Below are 13,947 nucleotides of genomic sequence, written 5' to 3'. Positions count from 1 at the left end.
CTTGTACCAAGACACGGTGACCGTTGAAACATCGGACAAGCAACTGTGCACCGGGCCAAGGCGCACGCCCGGTAACGCATGGGCTGGGCAGTTGTCTGGCTGCGATCATACTTGGCCTTTTAGCGTGAAGCGGGCGACCCAAAAGCCTCGTGTCATTCTAACCCCCAACACCCAAGGAATGACCTCTATGCGCATAGAGACACCCGAAGGATCCCATCTTTTTGGCGGATAATCCCCCCAACCCGGTGAGGGTAAACACGCCCTTCCCCTATGAAAGGCTTGTTTCCGGTGATGATTGGCGTATTCCTGAGACAAGCAAACGCCTTTGATCATCAAAGGCCATGTAGCAAGACAGGGGCGGCTGATGCTTGGGGTTTTATCACATAAAGTATATCGACGGTTGTTTGCAGCTCAGGTTGTTGCCCTATCGGGGACCGGCCTTGCGACAGTGGCGCTGGGTCTGCTGGCCTACCAATTGGCGGGTGATCGCGCAGGCCTTGTGCTTGGCCTCGCCCTGACGATCAAGATGGTTGCCTATGTATTGCTTGCACCGGTGGCGGCGGCTTTTGTCGAACGGGTGGATCGTCGGAAGACATTGATTCTTCTTGATATCGTGCGCGCAGCCGTGGCGGTTTGCCTTCCCTTCGTCAGCGAAATTTGGCAAATTTATGTTCTTATCTTTGTTATGCAATCAGCATCCGCCGGGTTCACCCCTGCGTTCCAAGCAACCATTCCTGACATTTTGACAGACGAGGAAGACTACACCAAAGCGCTGTCCTTATCACGGCTCGCGATGGACCTTGAAAGCCTGCTAAGCCCTGCGGTGGCGGCGCTGTTGTTGGGGTTTGTCACATTTTCCAGCCTGTTTTGGGGAACCTCCATTGGCTTTATCGCCTCGGCGTTGCTGGTTGCATCCGTGCTTCTGCCCAAACCTATTCCTGGCCCCAAACGCCCCATCTATGAACGTACAACTCGGGGAATGCGCTTGTATTTGGCAACGCCTCGTTTGCGCGGCTTGCTGGCCCTGAGTTGGGTTGCCGCAGCCATCAGCGCCTTGGTGATCGTGAATACCGTTGTAATCGTGCGGTCTAATTTGGGATTGGGCGACAGCGATGTGGCCATCTTGCTCGCGGGTTTCGGTGGTGGGTCGATGGTTGCAGCGCTGGCTTTACCCAAATTGCTAAACCGGTACACGGATCGCATCCTGATGCTTTCTGCTGGCGGGATGAGTGTTCTCGTCCTGATCGGTTTGGCCATCGCCCTACAAAGCACCCAATACGCATTTGGCGCCATATTGGTTGGCTGGTTCCTGACGGGCTTTTGCTATTCCGCAATTTTGACCCCATCCGGTCGACTGCTTGCACGATCTGCTGAGCCTGTTGATCGACCTGCAGTATTCGCAGCGCAATTCGCCTTATCGCATGCCTGTTGGTTGGTTTTATACCCGCTGACCGGTGCTTTGATGACCTATCTGAGATTGCCCGTGACGTTGATCATCGTTGCTGTTTTATCTGGTGCAGGCGTTATTGCAGCGCGCCAACTTTGGCCCGCGCATGATATCGAAGAACAACATCACGCGTGACCATAGCCTAGGTATCAGGCCTCGCGTGCCATTCTGCGTTTCGCAGCGGCTTCGCGCCATGAAATATAGCTGATGGCCGCGATGATAATGACACCCCCAAGCACAACCCATTGGTCGATGCCCTCGTTGAACACAAACGCCCCAAGCAACACAGCCCAAACCAATTGTAAAAAGGTGACCGGCTGCGTTACAGAAACCGGGGCGGCTTGGAATGCCAAGGTCATCGCATAATGCCCGCCCGTGGCAAATGCCGCGACGACCAGCATCCAAGCAGCTTGTTCCCATGTCATAGGTTGCCATGCAACCCAAGCAAAGGGCGCCAACCCAATAGTCACTGTGATCGACAGCATTCCAATTACGACGGCCGCAGACACCTGGCCTGACAGGCGTTTGGCGATCAAATACCCTGCCGCGAAAAAGATCGCAGTGAAAATCATGGCGAAATGCCCCGACGATAATTCGCGCACACCTGGACGTAAAATGATCAACGCGCCAACCAAAGCGGCCACCACCGCAATCAGGCGGCGCGCAGCAAATTTCTCACCCAGAAACAAAGCTGCACCAATGGTGATGTAAACCGGCGAAAGATAATTCATCGCAGTGACTTCTGCGATTGTGATTTGCGACATCGCGTAAAACCACAAGATTACCCCCCCGGTCTGCAAAGCCCCGCGTATTGAAAACAACAGAAACATCTTGCGCGTCATGTCGGCGTTCAACATGGGACGGATCATCGGGATGACAAAAATCAATCCCAACACATAGCGCAAGAACGCAAATTGTGCCGCAGGAAGCGATCCATCCATGTGTTTCACCGTCGCCGTCACAGCGACAAAGCACAGACCGGTCACGATCATCCAGAAGACCCCAACAAGGGGGCGATCAGCTTTGGGTAGGTTTTGATCCATGGGGGCAGATGATACCTAGATCATCAGAATGGCAAGCCTCATTCGCCTGCAAACAAAAGTTTCGCGGCAATGCCCCACATTGTGAATGCCACCAACCCGTCAAGAATGCGCCACGCAATGGGGCGTGCAAACATTGGTGCCAAAAACCGAGCGCCATAACCAAGGGAAAAGAAAAAGGCGAAAGACGCAAACACCGCCCCAGCACCAAAGGCAAGCTTATCGGGGTAATCCGTGGAGACTGACCCCAGCAGGACAAGCGTATCAAGGTAAACATGTGGGTTCAGCCACGTCAAAGCCAAGCAAATCCCAAGCGTTTTGGCCAAGCTTTTGCGTGAATTTTCTGCCGCCTCCAAGGCTTCACCACCGCGCCAAGCAGCACGTGCGTTCATAAAGCCGTAGAAGATCAAGAAAACCGCGCCGCCCCAAGTGAACACGGGTTTTATCCATGGTGCAGTTTCCACCACCCATCCAAATCCGGCGACCCCTGCCGCAATTAAAATCGCGTCAGACAGGGCGCATGTCAGGCAGATCACAAAGACATATTGCTGACGCAACCCTTGGCGTAAAACAAAGGCATTCTGCGCGCCAATCGCTAAAATAAGTGTGAGGCCCAAGGCGAACCCGGCGAATACTGTTTCCATGTCTCATATTCCATTGTCTATGTTTGACCAGAATTACCTTGATTGATAACATGAGGCAAATTAAGAATTCTAAGTTAAGTTAAGCATCGCTAATGTTCGATCAAATCCACCTACGTGCACTCACTGCAATTATTAACGAAGGCAGCTTTGACGCAGCTGCTGCGGTCTTACATGTAACCCCTTCTGCCGTCTCGCAACGCATCCGCGCTCTAGAAGAAACAGCTGGGACAGCGCTTTTGGTCCGCAGTCAACCTGCGCGCGCCACCGAAGCCGGACAGATCTTATATCAGCATGCCCAAACCGTATCCCTCCTTGAGCAAAACCTCGCGTCACATTTCCATTCTGATGGGCTGCAAAACACCCGTGCGCAAGTTCGAGTTGCCGTGAATGCCGATAGTTTGGACACGTGGTTCATCCCCGCCATGGCCCAAGCACAGAGCGAGGCCAGCTTACTTTTTGACATCATTTCAGTCGATCAAGATCACACATTACAACGTCTGCGCGAGGGGGATGTGCAAGCTGCCGTTACCACCGAACCAAATCCAGTGGCTGGGTGTGACTGCAGGCCCCTTGGCAGCCTGCGATATGTGGCAAGTTGTAGTCCGAAATTCGCGGAAAATTGGTTTTCGGACGGCGTAACCCAGCAAAGCCTACAACAGGCGCCCGCGTTGGTTTTTGATCGCAATGACGCGCTGCAAAAGCAGTGGGTTCACCGTGAAATCGGACGCAGGGTTCCACTGCTGCGAACGCATATTCTACCGTCAACGAAAGGATTTGTAGCCGCTGCAGAAGCTGGGCTTGGTTGGGGGATGAACCCCGAAAATCTTGTGCGAGACAGAATAGCTGACGGCAAATTGATTGCCATGGGACAACATCCAAAATTGGACACGCCACTTTATTGGCAAGTCAGTCGTGTTGTCGCACAGCCTTTACATCCGTTGACCCGTGCCGTCACTCAATTGGCGCGCAAGAATTTAGTGCACCCAAAACTAGAAAACTAGAAAACTAGAAAACTAGAAAACTAGAAAACTAGAAAACTAGAATTCCGGTTTTCCAACAGTTGTCCACAAAAAAAGGGACGCGCCGCGAAACACATCCCTCCTTTACGTTCATAACTTCGGGTCTCATGAAAGCTGTGCAAGCACCTCGTCACTGGCTTCAAAGTTCGTGGTGACCCGCTGAATATCATCATCATCCTCAAGCGCATCAACCAGACGCATCAGCTTTTCCAAGCCTTCCAAGTCAAGCTCAGTCGACATGTTCGGCTTCCAGATCAGTTTGGTTGAATCAGATTCACCCAGTTCTTTTTCCAATGCGGCAGACACTTCGTTCAAATCTGTATCGGCACAGATAATGGTGTGACCTTCCTCAGAGCTTTCGCAATCTTCTGCACCGGCCTCTAGGGCGGCCATCATTACCGTGTCAGCGTCACCAACTGCGGCACCATAAGTGACCTCTCCAACGCGATCGAACATGAAGCCAACGGAACCGGTTTCACCCAGATTGCCGCCGTTTTTGGAAAACGTCGAACGCACGGTCGATGCGGTACGGTTCTTATTGTCAGTCATAGTTTCAACGATCACCGCGACGCCATTGGGGCCGTAACCTTCGTAACGGATCTCGTCATAACTTTCGCCATCGCCACCAATCGCCTTTTTAATCGCGCGATCAATATTATCCTTCGGCATGGATTGCGACTTGGCTTCCTTCACCGCGAGGCGCAAACGCGGATTCTTCTCAGGATCGGGATCGCCCATTTTCGCAGCAACGGTGATCTCTTTTGAGAACTTAGAGAACAACTTAGAACGCAGTTTATCCTGGCGACCTTTGCGGTGCTGGATGTTTGCCCATTTTGAGTGGCCGGCCATGGTAACTCCCTTTGGCGGAATTTCGCTTTGGTCTTCTATAAAACATAGGCAGCAAAGCCTCAAGTGATTGCAATCAGGTGCGCGATCCGCTTCTGTAGGGGAAAAGGAATTTCACGTGACCACCGACCAGATTATTTTGTTTTCGCTGTTTGGCTTTGTTTTTGCTGGCCTTTTATGGGGGAAGTTCCGGTATGATCTGGTTGCCTTCACCGCCCTTATGGCTGGCGTTGTCCTAGGTGTCGTCGACACCAAGCACGCATTTGATGGCTTTGGGCATCCTGCAACCATCGTGGTGGCCCTTGTATTGGTGGTTTCAGCCGGGCTTGTCCGATCTGGTGCTGTGTTCTTGATCACCCGCACCTTGGTCGATAGCACCCGCAGCCTTGGGGCCCATATCACCATAATGGGAACCGTCGGTGGGATATTATCCGCCTTTATGAATAATGTTGCTGCCCTCGCGCTCTTGATGCCTGTCGACATTCAAACTGCGCGCAAAGCGGGGCGCGGCCCTGGTCTGTCACTGATGCCATTATCCTTTGCGACAATCCTTGGTGGTATGGTCACTATGATCGGCACCCCGCCCAATATCATCATCGCTTCCATCCGAGGCGAAAGCCTAGGTGAGCCATTCAAAATGTTTGATTTCGCGCCTGTTGGTGGTGTCGCTGCCATTGCGGGTCTGGCCTTTGTGGCCCTTGTTGGTTGGCGCATGATCCCTCAGGGAGCCGATAAGGGGGCCGCAGGCGACCCAATGGCGGACATCGCGCAATACATCGCGGAACTTACCATACCGGATGCCTCAAAACTGATCGGAAAGCGTTTGTCTGATCTCTATGAGGCTGCTGACAAAAGTGATGTGGCGGTTCTCGGGCTCGTACGGGGTGGATCACGTCGCTACGGCACACAGCGCAACACGCAACTTAAAGCGGCTGATGCCCTCGTCCTCGAAGCAACTCCAGATGCACTGGACGAATTTCGCGCAACTTTGAACCTCGATTTCGCAGAGACCAAACGCCAAGAAGCCCTGCGTGCTGATGGCGCGGGCCTGTCCACAATCGAAGTGGTCGTTCCCGCCGGAAGTCGTATTGACGGTAAAACTGCACAGACAATCGGCCTAGGTTGGCGCCAACGCACAGTCTTGCTTGGCATTTCGCGCGAAGGCAAAAAAATCACCCATCACCTGCGCAAAACTGAAGTCCGCGCAGGGGATATCTTACTTCTGCTCACGCCAGTTGGGCATTCCAGCGATGTTGCGGAATGGTTGGGTTGCCTGCCCTTGGCAGATCGCGGATTGCAGGTCACCGAGAACAGCAAAACATGGTTGGCGATTGGCTTGTTTGGCGCAGCCGTTCTCGCCGCAAGTCTGGGCCTCATTTACCTGCCCGTCGCCTTGGGCTGTGTCGTTGTGGGATATGTCCTGACCAAGATCCTATCCGTGCAAGAGCTATACGATCACATTGAATGGCCCGTGGTGGTTTTATTGGGTTCCATGATCCCATTGGGCGCAGCGTTGGAAGCGTCTGGCGGGACTGAGTTGATCGCAGGAAGTCTGACCAGTTTAACTGCTGGATACGCACCTTGGGTCGTCTTGACCGTCTTGATGATCGTCACAATGACCCTATCAGATGTGCTGAACAACACAGCAACCACCATCGTAGCCGCCCCTGTCGGCATCCAAATGGCGCACAGCCTTGGCGTAAACCCCGACCCGTTTTTAATGGCGGTGGCAGTAGCGGCGTCTTGTGCATTCCTCACGCCAATCGGCCACAAGAACAATACCTTGATCCTCGGGCCCGGCGGGTATGGTTTCGGAGATTACTGGCGCATGGGCTTGCCCCTTGAGATCTTGATCGTCGCGGTATCGATCCCTTCGATCTTATTCTTCTGGCCACTCTAGTTTCCCGAAAACACACATCTTTTGGTAAATGGGGTGCGCTTATTCATGGCGCCCCCTGCGCCCAACGTGGCCGACGGATCACGTAGGTTGCTACGTCGTCCCGGTCGTGCAGCGCCAAAGAATTGAATAAAATCCTTCGTAAGTTCCCGCGGTTCAATCTCCCAACTTAGGAATGTCTTAGCACTTCCCCTCCAGTTTGCACTTACCCCAGAAGGGATGATCTGTGGCGTGCCCAGGTTAGGTCAAAACGACATCAATGCCGTCACACAAGGCGGGTTATATGGTTGGGTGCAAAAGCACCGATGGAGTAAGGAACAGCATTATGTCAAGTATTCTAACAAACACCAGCGCCATGGTTGCGCTACAAACACTGAACTCAATCAACGATAATCTCGTTAAAACGCAATCGGAAATCTCTACCGGGAAGTCAATTGAATCCGCAAAGGATAACGCTGCGATCTGGGCGATCTCCAAAACGATGGAGTCAGACGTGGCAGGTTTTAACGCAATTTCAGACAGTCTTGCCCTAGGCGAAAGCACAATCACTGTTGCGCGCTCCGCAACTGAAACTGTTACCAATTTGCTGACAGAAATTAAAGGCAAGGTTGTAGCCGCCCAAGAAGAAAACGTTGATCGAGCTAAAATCCAAACGGATATCAAAGCACTGACGGGGCAAATCAATTCGATCGTTGGCGCAGCGCAGTTCAATGGGCTGAATCTCCTAAAGGGTACCGATGATGTGAACATTTTGTCGTCCCTAGACCGGCAAAGTAATGGCATCGTAAACGCCAGCAACATCACGGTTGAGCGTCAAGATTTGTCCACCGCCGCCGGTTCTTACGGGACCGGTACCAGTCTGAATGCCAACGCCACTGCAAGTTCCGGTACGGTTTCTGCAACAGGTAATACAGCCACACTTACAGTGGCGAGTGCTGGCGACGTAAGTGGTGATACTTTTAATATTGATGTCGGTGGCACCGCACTCGCCGTAACTGGTCTAACAGGTGACCAAGACGCCGCTGCAACCGCTATCTCTGCAGCAATTAACGCGCTCGGCCTAGAAGGCGTGTCAGCAGGCGCATCAGGCGCAGTCGTAACTCTAACATCCACCCGGGCATTCGAAGACACCACCCTTTCAGCAACCTCAGCCGGCACCGGAATTACAGCTTCTGCTACTGAAGTCGCCGAACGCGCTGAAGCCGTCACATTCTCTGCTTCTGCAAATGTGAACGAAGGTGACGGATACAGGGTAACACTAGGCTCTGACGTCTTCACCTATGTCGCCGGCAAAAACGAAAACTTCCAAGACGTTGCCAATGGCCTGAAGACAGCAATTGATGCAGGTGGTGTGACTGGTGTCTCGACCCAGGTCAGTATTGGGGACTCCGGTGAAGCCATCTTGAAGGTTGACACAACTGGAGCTGATGTTTCGCTTGCTGCTGTAGGTGCCGCGGGCGGGGAAGCATCCGGTGGTCTCTTTGGACTGGACAACATTGACGTTTCCACAGCTCAAGGGGCCGACGCAGCACTAGCAAGCGTTGAAATTCTGATCACCAATTCAATTGATGCAGCAGCAGCACTGGGTTCTTCGCAAGGCCGAATTGAAACTCAGTCCAGCTTCATTGGCAAACTCACCGACTCTCTTAAAGCGGGGATCGGCACCATGGTCGACGCCAATATGGAAGAAGCTTCAACCAAGCTGCAAGCGCTCCAAGTGCAACAGCAGCTTGGCGTACAGTCTCTGTCCATCGCCAACAAAGCGCCACAGTCAATTCTGTCACTGTTCCGTTAATCGACATGAATTCGGTGGGGCCCATTCATGGGCCTCACCACTCGCTGTCACGGTAAAATCCGTGAACTGAATATTGCTGTCATTGGAAGGAAATGACTTGAACGCATATCACATGGCCAAAACGGCCTATTCAGGTACCAACGCTTCAACAATTCGCACGCCAAGTGCCAATGAATATGAAGCCTTTGCCGACGTAACGCGCAAACTTATGTTTGCGGCAGCACGAAGCCCCCAACACATCCCTGAAATCGCACACGCTATTCATGACAATCGTCAACTGTGGTCACGCCTCGCATCAGACGTTGTCAGCGAAGACAACCAACTGCCCGTAGACTTGAGAGCTCGAATTTTCAGCCTCGCTGAGTTTACGACACGTCACAGCAGCAAAGTCCTGAAAGGGGATGCAACGCTCACTGCACTTATAGATATCAACACCACCATTATGCGCGGCTTACGCGCACAGGATCACGTAAAATGAGTGGTCTTGTCTTAAAACTTGCCCCGCGCGAGCGTGTGTTGATCAATGGTGCCGTCATTGAGAATGGTGATCGAAGAAGTCGACTGTCAATCATCACCCCAAACGCAAACATATTGCGCCTACGAGACGCGATTCACCCTGAAGAGGTCAATACACCAACCCGCCGGGTCTGTTATATTGTACAACTGGTTCTGTCAGGCGATACCGATAAAGACGAAGCGAGAATGCAGCTGCTTCGCGGGATAGAACAGTTAAGTCAAGTTTTCACCGACGATGACAGCCGGCGACAACTCTCGGCGGCAACAGATGCAGTGGTATCAGATCAGTTTTATCAAGCTTTGAAGGCACTTCGAACTCTTTTACCACGCGAAGAGCGGCTACTTGCCAGCGCGAGCGGCCACACCTCATGACGTTTCAACCTCTGCTCCCGTTTTCAGGATACCCCGGTTGGGCCTTTCTTTCTCGCACGCTCGAACAACAACAAACTACCTTTGAACAAGGATCTCTCGTCTCGCGTCAGGTCAAGAACTTTTCTGACAATATTGCGAGCATCAAGACAGCAGAACAGTTGGTCAACGATCGTCAGTTGCTTGAAGTCAGTCTCGGCGCATTTGGGCTCGAAGAAGACATAAACAGTAAAGCGTTCATTCAACAAATTTTAGAGAGCAGCACATTAGATCCCACTAGCTTGGCAAGCCGACTGTCCGATAAGCGCTACCTAGAGTTCACCAAAGCTTTTGGCTTTGGTGATTTCGACGTCCCACGCACCCAACTGTCAGATTTCTCAAACGAAATCACTTCAAAGTTCTTAGATAAGAAGTTTGAAATCGCTGTGGGAGATCAAGATTCAAACATGAGATTGGCACTGGCAGCGGACCGCGATCTTGATGCAGTTGCAAACCGCAACATATCGGATACAGCCAAGTGGTTTTCGATGATGGGGAATGCCCCCCTGCGTCAAGTCTTCGACACAGCCTTTGGAATGTCGTCAAACTTTGCAGCATTGGATTTAGACAAACAACTGAACGTATTCCAAGACAGAGCCCAGCGTGACTATGGGGCCACTACTATTGAACAATTTAGTGATCCTGCCCTACGAGAAAAACTAATACGGAATTTCTTGATACGTTCCGAAGCACAGAACTTTAGTGCCAAAGCATCTGCCGGCCAAACGGCCCTGACGCTGCTGCAATCAGCTGGCCCCCGCTCATTTTTTTAAGCGACATAATTTCACCTACTCAAGGGCAGGAGAAATTGCCTGCTTCAGTCGTTCAAAACTGACTGAACAATTCTCACTTTCATCTTCAGATAAAAATTGATCGAGGGCAGGCCATATCTTGATAGATGCGTCAATCACCGGATCAGACCCAGCCGCATACAACCCAGCTTGGATCATCATTTCCGCCCGATCATATGCGCCAAGTAAACGTCTCGCTTGGGTGATGATTTCGTTCTCTTCTTGGCTTGCGGCTTCAGGTAAACTTCTGGAAACTGATCGCAATAAATCTACGGCCGGAAACCTCCCGCGTTCAGCAATTTGGCGATCCAATATAACATGCCCATCTAAAACCCCGCGTAAAATATCTGCAATGGGCTCGTCCATATCCGACCCCGCGACCAATATTGTAAAGATCGCCGTGATGTCACCTGCATGTCCTTCACCGGGCCCCGCACGTTCACACAACGACATAATCATATGAGAGGTTGACGGCGGAAACCCCCGCAATGAACCTTGTTCACCCGACGCAAGTGCAACCTCTCGATGCGCTTCCGCAAACCGCGTAACTGAATCCGCCAATAACAATACATGCAAACCCTGATCTCGAAAATGTTCAGCAACCCCCATAGCGGTCAACACACAGCGTCGGCGCACAAGAGGAGACTGATCAGATGTCGCCGCGATAACGACGGATCGCTTCATCCCTTCAGGCCCAAGAACGGAATCAACAAATTCCCGGACTTCGCGCCCACGCTCGCCGATCAATGCAATGACAACAACATCAGCTTGCGTGCCTTTTGCGAATTTTGACAACAGCGTCGATTTCCCGACGCCCGAGCCAGAAAACAACCCCAATCGTTGCCCCCGTACCAGCGGCAACAGCGTATTAAAAACGGCAATCCCCGTCTCTAGACGTGCACCCAGCGCACGGCGCTTCGTTGCGTTTGGCGGCGCATTTCGCAGTGATCTCTCCTTTGATCCACGCATCAAAAACGAGCCATCAATCGGCTGCCCAGCCGGATCAATCACATGCCCGATCCAGCTGTTATCTGGTGCGATTGTATTCGGCCCAAGCAACATTGCTTCGTCTCCGATGGCTACACCTTCCAAATTCTGATCCGGCATTATCGTGACCGTCGACTGATTCATTTGAAGAATCTCACCCGTTACGCGCCGACCTGTTTCCGTGTTGATCGCAACCTGTTCGCCCAGACCAGCAACCCCAGAAAGTCCACGTACGGTCAGGGTAGTTGCATGTATTTCTTCAACCCTGCCAATAGCTTGACAAGTGGTCAGCGTCGAAAACTCAGCGAGCAAACCCTTCATATTTACCCTGCCGGGTTTTAGATCATTCAATGCATCCGTCATGTCGGGCCCTTCTGGTCGCCTATGTGCTCTGAAACTATTTCTAAAGGAATCAGGGTTAAGGCTTAGTTGAAACCGATCGAGGGAGAAGCCCCGATGCTTAATAAGATAGAAATCTTCAACATGGCCCAGGCCATGGCCGAACATGCAGCGACCCGCCAGTCAGCGGTCGCCCAGAACATCGCGAATGCAGACACGCCAGGGTATCAATCCCGTGATGTCGCATCTTTTTCTGATACGTATAAAACCCAAACAGATGGCGGTTTAACGGCAACTCGCACGGGGCATATCCTGCCCGGTGAAGAAACCATCACTGCAAAGATACGCATCGACCCAACACCCGGCACTGAAAGCCCAAATGGCAACACAGTGTCGCTTGAACATGAAATGTTGAACGCAACAGACGTCAAACGCCAGCACGATATGGCGCTGACGATCTACAGCTCTTCTCTCAAAATTTTACGCACAACGCTTGGCCAATAGGAGGCGATGATATGAGTGATTTTTCGGATACCCTTGCCCTATCTGCCAGCGGAATGAAGGCGCAATCTATGCGTCTACGTCATGTTTCGGAAAACATAGCGAATGCAGACACCCCCGGTTTTCACCGCAAAATAGTGAGCTTCGAAGAAGTCATTTCACGGGGGATCGGCACCGGAAAGGTGCAGGCTGGTCCAATTCGGTTGGATCAAAGCGAGCTGGAACAGATATTTGACCCATCTCATCCGCTTGCTGATGGAAACGGCAATTATGATGGATCAAATGTCGATCTGGTTGTCGAAATCGCAGACGCGCGCGAAGCGCAGCGCAGCTATGAGGCGAACCTCAAAATGTTTGATCAGGCACGGCAAATGTCGTCCAGCCTGCTTCAACTTCTGCGCCGGTAAAGGAGACCAGAATGGATATCCGATCAACAATCGCAGCACAGCAATATGCTGCAACCCGCCCCGCTACTTCTCCTAAAACGGGAGAGGACGGAGCGGCTGCCGGCTTTGCAAAAGCTGCGGGAGATTTTGCACAGACATTACAGCAGGGCGAAAACACCGCCAAAGCTGCCATGACGGGTGGCGCTGATTCACACGCGCTTGTCCAAGCCCTGGCCCAGACAGAGCTGGCCGTCGAAACGGCAGTCACTGTGCGCGACAAGGTTGTGTCGGCCTACCAAGAAATTTTGCGGATGCCTGTCTGAGGAGCACAACATGACGGAATCAATGTTCTTTGACGTGCTACGACAGGGCCTATGGGTGGCGGTGACGGTCTCGACGCCGATCCTAACTGTTGCATTGGTGACGGGCCTTGTGGTCGGCTTGTTTCAAGCACTGACCTCGGTGCAAGAGATGACCCTAACTTTTGTTCCCAAACTGCTCGCCATCGTCCTTGTTTTCTGGTTTTCGATGAACTTTATGTCACGTGCACTGACAAGTTTCTTCCAAGTCCAGATCATCCCAATCATCGCGGGAGGGTAGGATGGACAACGCTGGTTACACCGCTTTAACACGCCAATCCGGGCTTATGCGCGAGATGCAGACGGTCGCGAATAATCTGGCGAATATGTCCACCTCTGGTTACCGCCGTGAAGGGTTAATATTCGCGGAACACGTCAAGCGACTTGAAGGTGAAAATGACAGCCTGTCCATGGCGACAGCAAACGTCAAAAACACATCCCTCATGCAAGGCACATTGACACAAACCGCGGGAACATTCGATTTCGCCATCGAAGGGGCAGGATTTTTCCTTATCGAAACCCCGGCAGGCGAACGTTTAACACGCGCCGGAAGCTTCACGCCCAGTCCCGAAGGCGAATTGGTTACCCCGGAAGGGTATCGCCTTTTAGACAATGGTGGGTCGCCAGTGTTCGTGCCTCCGGATGCGCCAAGTATCAATCTCGCAGCGGATGGCACCCTATCGGCGGGCAACACGCCATTGGCACAGATCGGCTTATATTCCCCCGCAGATCCCAACCAAATGAGACGCGAAGACGGCGTTAGATTTATTTCAGACGCCGGAACTATTCCCGTTGAAGGCAGCGCAATTCTGCAAGGGTTTATTGAAAGTTCAAACGTTGACCCCGTCGCCGAAATCACGCGCATGATTGAAGTTCAACGCGCCTATGAGCTTGGCCAAGGTTTCATGGATAAAGAAGACGAGCGGATCCGCAGTGTCATGCGCACGCTTGGTTCATCATAAGGAGGGACAG

At 52.2% G+C, this 13,947-nt stretch carries 16 protein-coding genes; 12 read left to right on the top strand and 4 right to left on the bottom strand.

All coding sequences use genetic code 11. The annotated features are described in order from the left end of the window. Positions 1-364 precede the first annotated feature (364 nt). The gene (locus tag RJ38_RS09275) at positions 365-1,582 is read left to right on the top strand and encodes an MFS transporter (protein WP_052245306.1); all 1,218 of its coding nucleotides are present in this window, start codon (positions 365-367) and stop codon (positions 1,580-1,582) included. Positions 1,583-1,596: 14 nt separating this feature from the next. On the opposite strand, the gene RJ38_RS09270 is transcribed toward RJ38_RS09275, so the two are convergent. Beyond that, entirely contained in the window at positions 1,597-2,490 is an 894-nt protein-coding gene (locus RJ38_RS09270) for a DMT family transporter (protein WP_039018563.1), read from the bottom strand. A gap of 38 nt (positions 2,491-2,528) precedes the next feature. Continuing rightward, complete coding sequence (locus RJ38_RS09265) at positions 2,529-3,131, bottom strand: LysE/ArgO family amino acid transporter (protein WP_039018562.1); 603 nt, start codon at positions 3,129-3,131, stop codon at positions 2,529-2,531. A 92-nt stretch (positions 3,132-3,223) separates the two neighbouring features. Between RJ38_RS09265 and RJ38_RS09260 the strand changes: the two genes are divergently transcribed. Further along, positions 3,224-4,132 carry a LysR family transcriptional regulator ArgP gene (locus RJ38_RS09260; RefSeq protein ID WP_039018561.1) on the top strand — a complete coding sequence of 303 codons (909 nt, stop codon included), beginning with the start codon at positions 3,224-3,226 and terminating at the stop codon, positions 4,130-4,132. A gap of 123 nt (positions 4,133-4,255) precedes the next feature. Here the strand turns inward: RJ38_RS09260 and RJ38_RS09255 are convergent, their stop codons facing one another. Beyond that, positions 4,256-4,999, bottom strand: a complete 744-nt coding sequence (locus tag RJ38_RS09255; RefSeq protein ID WP_039018560.1) for a YebC/PmpR family DNA-binding transcriptional regulator — start codon at positions 4,997-4,999, stop codon at positions 4,256-4,258. Between the two features lie 115 nt (positions 5,000-5,114). Between RJ38_RS09255 and RJ38_RS09250 the strand changes: the two genes are divergently transcribed. The 5 genes from RJ38_RS09250 (at position 5,115) to RJ38_RS09230 (ending at position 10,385) form a co-directional block, all read left to right on the top strand. Further along, positions 5,115-6,896: an SLC13 family permease gene (locus tag RJ38_RS09250; protein ID WP_039018559.1), complete on the top strand. Its 1,782-nt coding sequence runs from the start codon at positions 5,115-5,117 to the stop codon at positions 6,894-6,896. A 322-nt stretch (positions 6,897-7,218) separates the two neighbouring features. Then, entirely contained in the window at positions 7,219-8,688 is a 1,470-nt protein-coding gene (locus RJ38_RS09245; RefSeq protein WP_039018558.1) for a flagellin, read from the top strand. Between the two features lie 97 nt (positions 8,689-8,785). After that, positions 8,786-9,166 (top strand): flagellar biosynthesis regulator FlaF, encoded by a 381-nt coding sequence (gene flaF, locus RJ38_RS09240; RefSeq protein ID WP_039018557.1) that lies wholly within the window; start codon positions 8,786-8,788, stop codon positions 9,164-9,166. Continuing rightward, positions 9,163-9,576: a flagellar biosynthesis repressor FlbT gene (flbT, locus tag RJ38_RS09235; protein ID WP_039018556.1), complete on the top strand. Its 414-nt coding sequence runs from the start codon at positions 9,163-9,165 to the stop codon at positions 9,574-9,576. The genes flaF and flbT overlap by 4 nt, the downstream gene beginning before the upstream one ends. Beyond that, a complete protein-coding gene (locus RJ38_RS09230; RefSeq protein WP_039018555.1) occupies positions 9,573-10,385 on the top strand; it encodes a DUF1217 domain-containing protein in 813 nt (270 codons plus the stop codon). The genes flbT and RJ38_RS09230 overlap by 4 nt, the downstream gene beginning before the upstream one ends. 15 nt (positions 10,386-10,400) lie before the next feature. Here RJ38_RS09230 and RJ38_RS09225 read toward each other — a convergent pair whose 3' ends face one another. Then, complete coding sequence (locus RJ38_RS09225; RefSeq protein ID WP_039018875.1) at positions 10,401-11,711, bottom strand: FliI/YscN family ATPase; 1,311 nt, start codon at positions 11,709-11,711, stop codon at positions 10,401-10,403. A 135-nt stretch (positions 11,712-11,846) separates the two neighbouring features. On the opposite strand from RJ38_RS09225, the gene RJ38_RS09220 reads away from it, so the two are divergent. From RJ38_RS09220 to RJ38_RS09200, 5 genes are read left to right on the top strand one after another with little or no spacing between them, the layout of a single operon-like run. Further along, entirely contained in the window at positions 11,847-12,233 is a 387-nt protein-coding gene (locus tag RJ38_RS09220) for a FlgB family protein (protein WP_039018554.1), read from the top strand. An 11-nt stretch (positions 12,234-12,244) separates the two neighbouring features. Beyond that, positions 12,245-12,637 (top strand): flagellar basal body rod protein FlgC, encoded by a 393-nt coding sequence (gene flgC, locus RJ38_RS09215; RefSeq protein ID WP_039018553.1) that lies wholly within the window; start codon positions 12,245-12,247, stop codon positions 12,635-12,637. An 11-nt stretch (positions 12,638-12,648) separates the two neighbouring features. Beyond that, positions 12,649-12,939, top strand: a complete 291-nt coding sequence (fliE, locus tag RJ38_RS09210) for a flagellar hook-basal body complex protein FliE (protein ID WP_039018552.1) — start codon at positions 12,649-12,651, stop codon at positions 12,937-12,939. 10 nt (positions 12,940-12,949) lie between these two features. Next, on the top strand, positions 12,950-13,216 hold the full coding sequence (locus RJ38_RS09205; RefSeq protein WP_039018551.1) for a flagellar biosynthetic protein FliQ: 267 nt from the start codon (positions 12,950-12,952) through the stop codon (positions 13,214-13,216). Between the two features lies 1 nt (position 13,217). After that, positions 13,218-13,937 carry a flagellar hook-basal body complex protein gene (locus tag RJ38_RS09200; protein ID WP_039018550.1) on the top strand — a complete coding sequence of 240 codons (720 nt, stop codon included), beginning with the start codon at positions 13,218-13,220 and terminating at the stop codon, positions 13,935-13,937. Positions 13,938-13,947 lie beyond the last annotated feature (10 nt).

Origin of the sequence: Halocynthiibacter namhaensis (assembly GCF_000812685.1) — a bacterium.
Classification (GTDB): Bacteria; Pseudomonadota; Alphaproteobacteria; order Rhodobacterales; family Rhodobacteraceae; genus Halocynthiibacter; species Halocynthiibacter namhaensis.
The sequence above is the reverse complement of the archived record's forward strand: the minus strand, read 5'-3'. Positions and strand labels throughout refer to the sequence as shown.

Bases quoted from the DNA above. Each gene is read 5' to 3' on its own strand.
- RJ38_RS09220 (WP_039018554.1), top strand. From the start codon at position 11,847: ATGCTTAATAAGATAGAAATCTTCAACATGGCCCAGGCCATGGCCGAA.
- RJ38_RS09205 (WP_039018551.1), top strand. From the start codon at position 12,950: ATGACGGAATCAATGTTCTTTGACGTGCTACGACAGGGCCTATGGGTG.
- RJ38_RS09230 (WP_039018555.1), top strand. From the start codon at position 9,573: ATGACGTTTCAACCTCTGCTCCCGTTTTCAGGATACCCCGGTTGGGCC.
- RJ38_RS09255 (WP_039018560.1), bottom strand. From the start codon at position 4,999: ATGGCCGGCCACTCAAAATGGGCAAACATCCAGCACCGCAAAGGTCGC.
- flgC (WP_039018553.1), top strand. From the start codon at position 12,245: ATGAGTGATTTTTCGGATACCCTTGCCCTATCTGCCAGCGGAATGAAG.
- RJ38_RS09245 (WP_039018558.1), top strand. From the start codon at position 7,219: ATGTCAAGTATTCTAACAAACACCAGCGCCATGGTTGCGCTACAAACA.
- RJ38_RS09225 (WP_039018875.1), bottom strand. From the start codon at position 11,711: ATGAAGGGTTTGCTCGCTGAGTTTTCGACGCTGACCACTTGTCAAGCT.
- flbT (WP_039018556.1), top strand. From the start codon at position 9,163: ATGAGTGGTCTTGTCTTAAAACTTGCCCCGCGCGAGCGTGTGTTGATC.
- RJ38_RS09260 (WP_039018561.1), top strand. From the start codon at position 3,224: ATGTTCGATCAAATCCACCTACGTGCACTCACTGCAATTATTAACGAA.
- RJ38_RS09275 (WP_052245306.1), top strand. From the start codon at position 365: ATGCTTGGGGTTTTATCACATAAAGTATATCGACGGTTGTTTGCAGCT.
- fliE (WP_039018552.1), top strand. From the start codon at position 12,649: ATGGATATCCGATCAACAATCGCAGCACAGCAATATGCTGCAACCCGC.
- RJ38_RS09200 (WP_039018550.1), top strand. From the start codon at position 13,218: ATGGACAACGCTGGTTACACCGCTTTAACACGCCAATCCGGGCTTATG.
- RJ38_RS09265 (WP_039018562.1), bottom strand. From the start codon at position 3,131: ATGGAAACAGTATTCGCCGGGTTCGCCTTGGGCCTCACACTTATTTTA.
- RJ38_RS09270 (WP_039018563.1), bottom strand. From the start codon at position 2,490: ATGGATCAAAACCTACCCAAAGCTGATCGCCCCCTTGTTGGGGTCTTC.